This window comes from Moorena sp. SIO2C4, from assembly GCF_010672485.1.
Classification (GTDB): Bacteria; Cyanobacteriota; Cyanobacteriia; order Cyanobacteriales; family Coleofasciculaceae; genus Moorena; species Moorena producens.
Genome location: NZ_JAAHGN010000098.1, coordinates 1 through 11,977, shown reverse-complemented (window position 1 = coordinate 11,977; position 11,977 = coordinate 1). Strand labels below are relative to the sequence as shown.

Genomic DNA, 11,977 nt, shown 5'->3' with positions numbered 1-11,977 from the left:
TAGCACACAAAAATGCGATTGCGTAGCGGTGCTTGCGGCACATGGCGTTTACAGAACCGGTATGCGTTCGCGTAGCGGTGCGATCGCACATCGCTCTTTTGAGAAGCAGTATGCGATCGCGTTTACAGAAGCAGTATGCGTTCGCGTAGCGGTGCGATCGCACATCGCTCTTTTGAGAACCAGTATGCGATCGCATTTACAGAACCATTATGCTGATGCCCATTTAAATTGGTTTTTCCCTATTCCCTACCCCCTGCTCCCTGCTCCCTGCTCCCTGTTCCCTACTCCCCACACCCTAAACCCCACACCCCACACCCTAATTCCACTCTCCCTGAAGAGTAAAAGCTGCCCAATAATAAGGAGACTTCCACTCAGTTTGCTGTTGCATCTCTAACTGTGCCTTTCTCAAAGCCTCTGCTGGTGATAATTTCTTCTTCAACATCAACCGATAGAATCGAGTCATAATTTCTGCTGTGGCTTGGTCATCAACTTTCCATAAACTGACCAATACCCGAGGGGAACCAGCATACATAAATCCTCGGGTTAGTCCTACTAGCCCTTCTCCCTTGATGTCCTTAGCCACTCCCGTTTGGCAAGCACTTAATACTACTATGTCAGCATTTAGTTTGAGGTTAAAAATATCATGGAGTCTCAGGAAACCATTGGTGAAATTTCCCGTTTCATCCACCAAGGATAGTACAAGTCCTGATAATTCTGGGGACTTAGTATTGAGGATGCCATGGGTAGCCAGATGGACGATGCGATATTGGCTCAGTTCAGGGTTAGTGGCAGCAGTAAAATTAGCATCGAAGTCGAAAGCCGAGGTTTTTTCAGTGTCTTCTGGGATAAGGTTAAGGATAGCTTCCGCTTCTTGGCGAGTGCCAGGTAGGGAGTCAAATTTGCCATCTCTGAGGTTTTTGACTGAACGCTGAAGAGCAAGGGATCGTAAATCTGAGGGTTGTGCTTGAGAAACGGTAGTTTTGCTGTTATTTACCGCTACGGATTTAAAACCGAACAGCTTACCTAACAACAATTGCAGCCTCTGGGTAATGAAGCTAATAATACCTGGGGTTTTGTCCTGAGTATTGTTTATCCGTTGATCATCGATACTGAACACAGGATCCGCTAAGACCGCTAAAGCTTTTGGGGCAGCTTTTCTGGCTTGAGTTTCATGGCGAATCGTTGCTAAACTGGAACTAGAGGGTAAGTTGATAATCTCGTAGTTGGTAATTAGGGGTTGTTGATTTTCTGAGACCGAAAGGGCGGCAAAGGGAATGTATTGTAATACCCCATCAGCTACAATTACAATCCGCTTTTTGGTTAATTTATCTTTAGCAGGGTGAAGGATTGCTTTACTTAATGGAGTTACAGCTTGAGTAAACGCCTTGGCATTGCTTTTGGTAGTAAACTTAATTAGATTATTGACCCAATTGTTGATGTCTTTCTGGGAGGGAAGTTGATAACTGGTCATTTCCTCTTTGGTAACCACCCAGAGATAACTTTGTTTTATACCTAGAGAATACTGTAATAAAACCGTATCCTGATCTAAAATATCCTCTTGAATTTTTTCCAAGGTCAGGGGTTGAGGATAATTTAAAGCTGCATAGTTAAGACTTTTAGCCCGAATTTTAGTTTGTAAGTCGTGATACTCTTTTAAGATACTTTTACGTTTTTCCTTGACCGCTTTTTTTTGTTCATCGGTACTATTAGGATTGTTATCAATCTCTAAGCGTTGTGTTTCGGTAGTATCAAGTTGACCTTGTAAGCGCTTTTGTTGGGCTATTAATTCGGGGTCTACCCCTTCTTTAATATTGGCATTGGCTTCGGTTAGTAATTCTAATAAGGTTCGAGCCCGGGAACGTTCACTAATGTTAAAGGCTTGTTGATCATAGGCCTGGGAGGGGTTTTGTTGATGGAGTTCCATCAATAAATCAATGTAGAATTGATAAGCACCTTGTTGGGTAGAGAAGTAAGTTTGACGGAGTTCAGGACTGACCGATGCTTTGGTGCGTAAATCTTCGATAAGATTAATAGAGGCTTGGATAGGAGTTAATGCTTCTTGGAGGTTGTCTCGACTTATTTCCAAAGAAGCTATATTCGAAAGGGTTACTGCTTCCCCTGAGCGGTCGCCCACTGCTCTTGATAGGGGTAAAGCCTGATGATAGTAGTCTAATGCCTGCTGTTTTTCTCCTAATCCAGAATAGACAGCACCAATATTGTGGAGGGTCATTGCTTCCCCTGAGCGGTCGCCCACTGCCCTTGATAAGGGTAAAGCCTGGTGGTAGTAGTCTAATGCCTGCTGTTTCTCTCCTAAGTCATCATAGACACGACCAATATTGTTGAGGGTGGTTGCTTCCCCTGAGCGGTCGCCCACTGCTCTTGATAAGGGTAAAGCCTGGTGGTAGTAGTCTAATGCCTGCTGTTTCTCTCCTAAGGCATTATAGACAACAGCAATATTGTTAAGGGTTGTTGCTTCCCCTTTGCGGTTGCCCACCACCCGCCGTAAAGGTAAAGCCTGCTGTAAGTAGTCTAATGCCTGCTGTTTTTCTCCTAAGTCAGAATAGACAATACCAATATTGTTGAGGGTTCCTGCTTCCCCTGAGCGGTCGCCCACTGCTCGCCGTAAGGGTAAAGCCTGATGGTAGTAGTCTAATGCCTGCTGTTTCTCTCCTAAGACAGAATAAACACGACCAATATTGTTGAGGGTTACTGCTTCCCCTTTGCGGTCGCCCACTGCTCGCCGTAAGGGTAAAGCCTGGTGGTAGTAGTCTAATGCCTGCTGTTTCTCTCCTAAGTCAGAATAGACAAGACCAATACCGTTGAGGGTTGCTGCTTCCCCTGAGCGTTTGCCAATTTCTTGAAAGATTGATAATGCTGGATTGTAGTATTCAAGGGCTTTTTGCTTAAATCCTAAATTACTGTAAACATGACCTATCGCAACCAAAGTCAAAGCTTCTTTAGATTTATCCTCTAATTCACGCCACAAAGGAAGTGCTGCTTCCCATTTGGTAATTGCCTGTCTGGAAGATTCTGCCCTTTGTTGCCGATACAGTTGCTTCCCCTGATTAAAAAGTTGTTGGGCTTGGGTGCGGGTTTCGTCGCGTTGGGTCATCAGTCTAGGGTGTCGGTTTAGGTCAGTGTTTGAATAGGGTTTACTGAAACTTGTTGATCCATTGTTTAACCTCCTGAACTTTCGTTATATAACCCAATTTTTGATAATTTTTTTGTGCTTGATTTAGCCACTCTATGGCCTCAGTTTTATTATTTTCTAATTGTCCTAATCCAACTTGCGCATGAGCTTGCCCTTCTAAATTTTTAGTACCTTTAGCTAGTTCCAAAGCTTGTAAATAAGGACGTTTCCCCTCCTGGCTCAATCCCACCTCTTGGTATAAATCTCCCAACAGTTGATAGACTGCTGCTGTTTGGCTTCCCCCTGTTACCAACCCTTCTAGTAACTCTATGGCTTCTGCTTTCAAGTCATAACTATGGTAAAGATAGGCTAATGTCAGGGTTTCTACCTCTTGGGTCAATTGCTGTTGTTTGACTTGGGCGACTGCTGTTGCTACTGACTCAGCGTTTTGGGCATCCAATAGGGTAAAACTTAAGTCAACTCCCTGTTCTTGATCAGAGGAGTATCCCTTGTCAGTTTTTACGGTAACAAGATAATAGGAGTCTGGTTGTAAGGGAGGTTCACCAGGATACTCGATTTCTGTGTTGCTGGTTTTCGTCCGCCAGTCCAAGGTTAAGCTAGCATCTTGTACTGAAACCTGATAGCTAGTTGCTCCAGGCACTGGATGCCAACGGAATATCGGGCGGTGATTCAGTAAAGCGGTATGGCGAGGGGTGATGATGTAGGGAATTATCTGTTTAGGGGCGCGGGGTGCCACCCGAGGGCTGTTAGGGCGAGGGTTAGTCAGTATTACAGAAGGACAACCATCGGATACTCTGTTAGCAGAATCCCCTTGCAAATGCCAAACCGATAAATTGCTACACCTCACCTTCGCTGATGCACCAGTTCCCAGCAGTAATTGGTCGGAGGGATTGACTAAATCTCCCACATTGGCATTATGATAGTCGTTCCATTCACTCCGCTTGATCTTGACATCCCCTTCAATGTCGTAAATAAAATTAAGACTTCTTGAATGTCTTTGATCCGAAGCCAAATCAGGTCCAGCTAATAACCCAAGGCACGCTAGACCAAAAACCACCCCTGTTAAGGTTTTTTTTAAAATCATCGGTTTGTTGTGCATGATTTTCCTGCCTTCTTTAAGTTCTTGTGAGCTAGATTTAACCAAGTATCTTCATCAGCATTGAGAGTAGAAGCCAACTTACAGCACTGCTGCCACTGTTGGATAGCTCCAGGATTTTTCTGCCGTTGTAGCACTTGGGCTAATAAACAATAAGCTGACCCCCGATTCGGCAAATATTGAGCCAAGTCTGGATTACTGGCAATACCTGTTGCAGCTTTTAGTGCCTGCTCTGCCTCTGTATCTAGATCTGAACCTTGCTGAAACTTCGCCCATCCTAGATTTTTAAACAAGTTGTACTTAACCTCAGCAAAACTATCCTGCTTCTGTGCTTCTAAAAGACCTTGATTAAGTAGAGCTACTGCTTCGGGATATTCCTTCTTTTTAATCAACAAGCGAGCCAAGTTATTATAGGCTTCTGGCACATCCCCTTTCACTGCTAGCAGATACTCAGTGCGGGCTTTATCAAACTGCTGCAAGTCCTCATAGAGATTGCCCAAATTGTAGTGAGCATCCACATTATCAGGATTCAAAGCAATCGCTCTCAAATAATTCTCTTCCGCAGTGCCCAACTCTCCCTGAACATAGTTTTCTTGTCCTTGATCATTGTAAGCTTCAGAAATTAAGGGCAAAAGCAACCAAAACCCCAGTAATAGCCCACCCAAACCCACAAGAGAGCCAAATTTTGCTCCTTCTTGATGGTATTGGGGAATGCCTAATTTAGCGATAAGTTTTTCCAGCCCTTCTCGTCCTGCTTCCGTTAATTCACTCTTAGCTTTCAGCAAGGTCAATAAACTCGGAAAAACCACTGCTGCTGCGCCCAAAACCCCCACTCCTCCACTCAGAAACCGACTAGCAATATTAGCCAATAGCCCTAAGCTACCGGTCCAGGTAATTACTGTTAGCCCTCTGATTAACCAGTTAACCTGTTTGCGGTCTAAATGCCACCACCAATCCTGAGAGGGAGCAGGCAAACTTTCCCGACAGTCAGCCAAGTTAATAACTTTCAGGATCCTACCAGAATTTTCTTTCAACTTGGCATCCAGCTGCATCACTTGGGATAGGATATCAACAGCCACTGGCTCCTGAGTTTTCAATACCTTTTTAAGAGCATCCCTAGCCGATAAAACTTCTAACGCTTTTTCCTTAGATAAAGAATTTGTTGGGCAATCTAAATACTCCCAAGCCTGCTCGCACCGAATCAGAGCAAAGTAAAGTCCAGAATTGGCTTTGGTCATCGCCGATTGGAATTATATAATTTTTTTGTAGCAGCCTTATTTTATCAAAACTATTCAGAAGCGACTATAACGAGTTGTTACAAAAATTTACTAAAACTTTAAATTTAGTTCACATAATCTTTATTAGTTTATGGTAAACATAGGGAGTGTTTGCCTATCTCCCGACTCCCGACTCCCGACTCCCGATTACCTATCTCCCAATTACCGATTACCAATAGTTTCTCTAAAAGCTGGCCGTTCAGACAAACGCATCAGATAATCAGCAACAGCTGGATACTCTTTCAAATCCAAATTTACCAGTATTTTGGCATAAGCTAAATAAGACCCTACTGCAATATCCGCCACACTTAAATTATCCCCTAACAAAAACGGTTTATCGGTTAATATTTCATTTAGTGGCTTCAACAAACGGGGCGTTTCTTTCTCCCGTCTATCGTCCAAAAACAATTCTAGTCCTAAGGTAGCATTAGCAAACAACACCCACTGCACAATGTCTGACTGTTCTTCCAGAGAACTAGGGGTTTCTCCATACTTATTAGCTAGGTAAACCAAAATTGCTCCCGACTCCCAAAGTTTGAAGTCCCCATCCACAATTGCTGGCACTTTCCCCATCGGATTAATCGACAGGTATTCCGGCTGTTTATGCTCTCCAGCTTTCATATCCAGCAAGATATACTCATAGGGCACTCCCAACTCCTCAAGATACCACTGCACAATCGCAGCTCGGCTCCGAAGAGCACCATAAAGTTTTAGTTGTGCAGATGATTGACTGACTTCAAAATTGTCATGACTACTGAATTCTGACTCTTGAGTAGGATAAGACATTGTTCTAGATCTAGATTCGTTTACCTTAGAAGTATTAAATGCACTTTGCCCACTGACAGGATTAACGTATCCAAGGATTATATAAGTGGATAAAGTAGCTAATAAACAGAATAATAGACCCATAGCAATAAGTCAAGTAGTTGTTAATTTTGTGAGGTAGAAATTTCTGGGTTTTAGGGAGCAGCGAGTAGGGAGCAGGGAGCAGGGAATAGGGAATCGGGAATAGTAGAAAAGAGCGATGCAGCGCGGTCAAAGGATGCTACCCCATTAGCGACTGTATCAATAAGCTACAAAGACTTTTTGATGTTATGAGAAATCCGCCAGATTGTTAATGACCTATTTATAAATGCTATACAGCGTTTTTCATAACTATAAGCTATAAAGGTACATAAAATTTTTTACCTATTCCTTATTCCCGATTCCCGATTCCCGATTCCCGATTCCCGATTCCCGATTCCCAATTCCCTACTCCCAATTCCCTACTCCCAACCAGTTTTTCACAAAACTTTTCAAAATATGTTATAATATTATATTTTTTGTGCTAAACTATAAGAGTGGGCGCTGAGACGCCCGGAGTCAAGAGCTAGCCCGTAGATGTTGGACCGTCGGCGGGCTAGCTCTGGCTCCCCTACAAAAGGAGATAGTTTGATTATGAGTTATTCTGAACGCCTTCATCCGTGGGTGGTCATTCGGCTGTTACCCAAGATGCAGCGGAGAGTCGTTGCTCGCTTCCGGAACCGGTCTGATGCGGAAGGACACTTATGGGCTCTGAAACGATTAATGCCTGATGCTCAATTTGTCATTGTCTTTGACGTCGGTAATCTAGACCTCGGTAATCCAATGGATGAGGAATCCTAGGGGTTTTGCATCGATCAGCGGTCAGCGGTCAGCGGTCAGCGGTCAGCGGTCAGTAGTCAGTGGTCAGTGGTCAGTGGTCAGCCGTCAGCCGTCAGCCGTCAGTGGTCAGCCGTCAGTGGTCAGCCGTCAGTGGTCAGCCGTCAGCCGTCACCTTCAGTGGTCAGTGGTCAGCCGTTGGCTGAAAGCTGATAGCACCTCAAGTAGCGTGCGCGTAGCGCTTAAGCTGATAGCACCTCAAGTAGCGTGCGCGTAGCGCTTAAGCTGATAACTGATTGCTGATTGCTGATTGCTGATAACTGATTGCTGATTGCTGATTGCTGGTAACTGATAGCTGATAGCTGAATACTGATAGCTGATAGCTGATAGCTCAGCAGCACCAAACAACTCTGGTGTACCATGGCACAATGAACCCAGAAAATCTATATCGCGCTATAATATTATTACTATTATGACTAAGTTTGTCTTCATAACTGGAGGGGTTGTATCCAGTATTGGCAAGGGGATTGTTGCTGCTAGCTTGGGACGTTTACTCAAATCCCGGAACTATTCCGTCTCGATTCTTAAACTAGACCCCTATATTAACGTAGATCCGGGAACCATGAGTCCCTACCAACATGGAGAAGTGTTTGTAACATCAGACGGTGCCGAGACAGATTTAGATTTAGGTCACTATGAACGCTTCACGGATACCTCCGTCTCTCGCCTAAACAGTGTCACAACTGGCTCGATTTATCAAGCCGTAATCAATAAAGAACGTCGCGGTGACTACCAGGGGGGAACAGTGCAGGTGATTCCCCACATTACCAATGAAATAAAACAGCGCATTCATCGAGTTGCCCAAAATTCCAATCCTGATGTAGTGATTACAGAAATTGGTGGCACATTGGGGGATATTGAATCCCTACCGTTTTTGGAAGCAATTCGTCAATTCCGTAAGGATGTCGGGCGCAATCACGTCCTTTATATGCACGTCACCCTATTACCTTGGATTCCTGCGGCTGGAGAAATAAAAACTAAGCCAACCCAGCACTCCGTCAAGGAATTGCGTGCCATTGGGATTCAACCGGATATTTTAATTTGCCGATGCGATCGCGCTTTCCCAAGCGGATTAAAAGATAAAATATCAGCATTCTGTGATGTACCAGTAGAGTCAGTTATTTCTGCACAGGACGCCAGCAGTATCTACGAAGTCCCCCTAATGCTAGAAAAAGAAGGACTAGCCCAGCAAACCCTAGAGTTATTCCAGATGGAGCAACGGGAACCAGATTTAACCCATTGGCAGCGGTTAGTTGAGCGTTTGCATAATCCCACTCACCACCTTGAAATTGCCATTGTTGGTAAGTATATCAAACTAACCGATGCCTATCTATCCGTTGTGGAAGCCTTGGAGCATGCTGCGATCGCAAAGGATACCAAACTCAAAATACACTGGGTTAGTGCTGAGGATGTGGAAGCTGACGGTCCTGAACCCTTCCTAAACGGTTTTAACGGTATCCTTATTCCTGGAGGCTTTGGGATTAGGGGAGTAGATGGCAAAATTCAGGCCATTCGGTATGCTAGGGAAAATCAGATTCCCTTGCTGGGCTTATGTTTAGGGATGCAGTGTTCTGTAGTTGAATGGGCACAGCACGTAGCCCTCTTAGAAGATGCCCATAGTGCCGAGTTTTTCACTGATACCAAGAATCCCGTCATTCATCTATTGCCAGAACAACAAGATGTAGTGGATTTAGGCGGTACCATGCGTTTAGGGCTATACCCATGCCGTATAGCACCTGATACTCTAGCATCTTCCCTCTACCAAGAAGAAGTTATTTATGAGCGCCACCGCCACCGCTATGAATTTAATAATGCTTATCGCAACCTATTTCTAGAAACAGGTTTTGTGATTAGTGGGACTTCTCCCGATGGTCGCCTAGTGGAAATAATTGAATTGAAAGAACACCCCTTCTTTATTGCCACTCAGTTCCACCCAGAATTTAGCTCCCGTCCTAGTCATCCCCATCCATTGTTTGTGGGATTTGTGCAAGCTACCCTTGACAAAGCACAGGTTAAACAGTCTAGTACTAACGGCAGTACTAGCGAAAACCAGCAATCCATTGCCCAAGTAGGCTGCTAAGTATGTGACGCAAGTTCTTTCGGTATTGATCAGGGTAAATAGGGCAACAGATGTCACATATGTCGCAGATTAGGGGATCAATGACATCATGCCGGATAATTACCCTCCATCAAAACATGATTCCACAGAAATTATCCGGCTCTGAGGAATAAACCCCTGAAATATGACTTAGCTTGATCAGCAGCTAGGTAACAGTGAAGTACCCCAACCGACACGAAGTAGGTTGGGGCTTCCAACTTTCGCTCAATTCAGGGATGATCTTAATAGAATTAAGAATTAAGAATGCGCGAATTTAGAATTGGATTCTTAATTCTACATTCTTAATTCTACATTCTTAATTCTACATTCTTAATTCTACATTCTACATTCTACATTTTTCCTATCCTGGTTAACTATTTATCCTTATTGGTTGAAAGTCAAGTAACAAGTAACAAATGGAGCATGTCAGTTTTGTTAATCCCTGATTCAGATCCCCCTAAATCCCCCTTAATAAGGGGGACTTTTGAATCTAATTCCCCCCTTGATTAAGGGGGGTTAGGGGGGATATATGTACATAATTACAAAGGTGAAATGCTCCCAGTAACAAGTAACAAGTGTTAATTAACAAGAAGTAACCAGTAATCTGAATAAGAAGAGCAATCCGTATAGGAATTGTGATAATTTTTGTTTCCTGTTCCCTTTGCTAAAGTGATTAACTGGACTCGTTCGAATTGGTAATTGCTAGTATTACCAACCCATTATGTCAATAAGGAGGTTTTGTGAGTTACTGGATAAAAGTTAATTACGATCATCGAGAATATGTCATTGATCTGGATCGGCTTAGTACATTCACCCATGGACCCAACGGAAAAATAACCTTCTGGTTACCCGATAGTACTATTCCCATTATTATCAACCGTCAAAGTGACCCAGACGGTTATCAACGAGTGGTCAACTACATTCAAAAGTTATCAGCACGATCACCTTCAGGTTTTTGGATTACATTCAGTTACGAGCGTCATGATTATATCCTTGACCTCAACAAAATCAGTAGTTTTTGTCACTACCCAAATCATAGATTAACCTTTTGGTTACCTGACAGTTCCATGCCCATCATTATTAGCGAACAAAAATATCCAGAAATTTATCATAAGATAATAGACTACATTGAACAAAAAACTGGCTATTTACTAACGTAATTATAGAATTTAGAATTTAGAATTTAGAATTGGGAATTTAGAATTAATAATTTAGAATTTAGAATTTAGAATTTAGAATTATACATGCTACCTTCTGGCTTCTGGCTTCTGGCTTCGGGAGCATCCCAATTTGGCACGTTAGCTCTTGTTAGGGGGCTGAAACCCTTGAAATATAGTTGCTTTGGGTAATATTGTTTCCAAAATGAGATGCTCCCCTGGCTTCTGGCTTCTGGCTTCTGGCTTCTGGCTTCTGGCTTCTGGCTTCTGGCTTCTGCCTTCTTAATTCTACATTCTTAATTCTACATTCTTAATTCTTAATTTTTAATTCCCCATTCTTAATTCCCCATTCTTAATTCTACATTCTTAATTCTACATTCTTAATTCCCCATTCTTAATTCCCCATTCTTAATTCTACATTCTTAATTCCCCATTCTTAATTCCCCATTCTTAATTCTACATTCTTAATTCCCCATTCTTAATTCTACATTCTTAATTCTACATTCTTAATTCCCCATTCTTAATTCCCCATTCTTAATTCTACATTCTTAATTCTACATTCTTAATTCAATGTAATTACTGTCACTTCTGGTGGACAAAATAGACGACCTGGCCAATAAGTTCCTAAACCACGATTAGTATACAACTGGTTTCTACCGATCGAATGTAAACCCTCAGACCATTCCCAGTGCTTAGTTACTTTTGAACATACTTTCAAATACGGTATCCAGGGCTGCACAGATTTAGGAATATACTTCCGGAGGGTTTTCAACAATGCTGGCGCAGGTCCGATTCCTGGAATCACAATCTGACCACCATGGGTATGACCAGACAACTGCAAATCCACTCGCCAACGCTGTAATATCTCCGCAGTATCAGGGTTGTGGGATAAGACAATCCGGGGTGTTTTGGGGTCAATTTGATTGAGCACTGGACCAGGATTGAAATCACCAGACCAAAAATCAGCAAGTCCTACTAGAGGTAATTGTGCTCCAAACGGATAAGCGATCGCATTCCACAACACCTTCACACCAATCTTAGTTAGAGCCTGAGTAATTGTTGCTTTTGAATGACGCCAGGCTAAATCATGGTTACCCAGTATAGCATAGATTCCATGGCGACTTTCCAGGTACTTCAATCGCCGCGCTAGTAGATAAATAGGAGTCGGGCTATTGGTTACGTAGTCGCCAGTTAACACGACTAGATCAGGTTCAGCTTGATTAGCGGCTTCAATAGCGTCAGCTAAGATATTTTCTCGTAACTGCTGTCGATCATAATGTAAATCGGATAGTTGTACAAGTTTTGTGCCTCGCAATGACGTAGGTAAATCCGCGATCGCAACGGTGACTTTTTCTACCTTTAAAGGTCCTGAAAATATCCAATTCATCCAGCTAATCAAGAGGGTCATTAAACACTTGCCTCCAGCATAGCTCAGCCATCAGCTATCAGCCATCAGCTATCAGCCAATGCGCTACGCGCACGCTTCGCGAACAGCCATCAGCTATCAGTTATCAGCCA

11 protein-coding genes are annotated in these 11,977 nt (G+C 43.1%); 4 read left to right on the top strand and 7 right to left on the bottom strand.

From position 1 onward, the window contains the following. The 5 genes from F6K20_RS08065 to F6K20_RS08045 form a co-directional block, all read right to left on the bottom strand. The coding region (locus F6K20_RS08065) for a hypothetical protein (RefSeq protein ID WP_287294376.1) at positions 1-196 on the bottom strand (196 nt) is incomplete at its 3' end. 120 nt (positions 197-316) lie between these two features. Beyond that, positions 317-3,112 carry a CHAT domain-containing tetratricopeptide repeat protein gene (locus tag F6K20_RS08060; protein ID WP_287294374.1) on the bottom strand — a complete coding sequence of 932 codons (2,796 nt, stop codon included), beginning with the start codon at positions 3,110-3,112 and terminating at the stop codon, positions 317-319. A gap of 40 nt (positions 3,113-3,152) precedes the next feature. After that, positions 3,153-4,250 (bottom strand): tetratricopeptide repeat protein, encoded by a 1,098-nt coding sequence (locus F6K20_RS08055; RefSeq protein WP_287294372.1) that lies wholly within the window; start codon positions 4,248-4,250, stop codon positions 3,153-3,155. Next, on the bottom strand, positions 4,232-5,485 hold the full coding sequence (locus F6K20_RS08050) for a tetratricopeptide repeat protein (protein WP_287294370.1): 1,254 nt from the start codon (positions 5,483-5,485) through the stop codon (positions 4,232-4,234). Before F6K20_RS08050 ends, F6K20_RS08055 begins: the two co-directional genes overlap by 19 nt. Positions 5,486-5,686: 201 nt before the next feature. After that, positions 5,687-6,310, bottom strand: coding sequence for a glutathione S-transferase family protein (locus tag F6K20_RS08045; protein ID WP_287294368.1), 624 nt, complete (start codon positions 6,308-6,310; stop codon positions 5,687-5,689). A 651-nt stretch (positions 6,311-6,961) separates the two neighbouring features. Between F6K20_RS08045 and F6K20_RS08040 the strand changes: the two genes are divergently transcribed. Beyond that, positions 6,962-7,168, top strand: a complete 207-nt coding sequence (locus tag F6K20_RS08040) for a hypothetical protein (RefSeq protein WP_044494884.1) — start codon at positions 6,962-6,964, stop codon at positions 7,166-7,168. Further along, entirely contained in the window at positions 7,155-7,421 is a 267-nt protein-coding gene (locus F6K20_RS08035) for a hypothetical protein (protein ID WP_154659921.1), read from the top strand. Before F6K20_RS08040 ends, F6K20_RS08035 begins: the two co-directional genes overlap by 14 nt. On the opposite strand, the gene F6K20_RS08030 is transcribed toward F6K20_RS08035, so the two are convergent. After that, positions 7,403-7,573 carry a hypothetical protein gene (locus F6K20_RS08030; RefSeq protein WP_287255040.1) on the bottom strand — a complete coding sequence of 57 codons (171 nt, stop codon included), beginning with the start codon at positions 7,571-7,573 and terminating at the stop codon, positions 7,403-7,405. The genes F6K20_RS08035 and F6K20_RS08030 overlap by 19 nt on opposite strands. A 43-nt stretch (positions 7,574-7,616) precedes the next feature. Here F6K20_RS08030 and pyrG point away from each other — a divergent pair, with 43 nt between their 5' ends. Both pyrG and F6K20_RS08020 read left to right on the top strand, forming a co-directional pair. Then, positions 7,617-9,284, top strand: a complete 1,668-nt coding sequence (gene pyrG, locus F6K20_RS08025; protein WP_287294365.1) for a CTP synthase — start codon at positions 7,617-7,619, stop codon at positions 9,282-9,284. 758 nt (positions 9,285-10,042) lie between these two features. Further along, positions 10,043-10,462, top strand: a complete 420-nt coding sequence (locus F6K20_RS08020) for a hypothetical protein (RefSeq protein ID WP_287294362.1) — start codon at positions 10,043-10,045, stop codon at positions 10,460-10,462. Positions 10,463-11,021: 559 nt separating this feature from the next. On the opposite strand, the gene F6K20_RS08015 is transcribed toward F6K20_RS08020, so the two are convergent. Then, complete coding sequence (locus F6K20_RS08015) at positions 11,022-11,846, bottom strand: metallophosphoesterase (RefSeq protein ID WP_502708822.1); 825 nt, start codon at positions 11,844-11,846, stop codon at positions 11,022-11,024. Between the last annotated feature and the right edge of the window lie 131 nt (positions 11,847-11,977).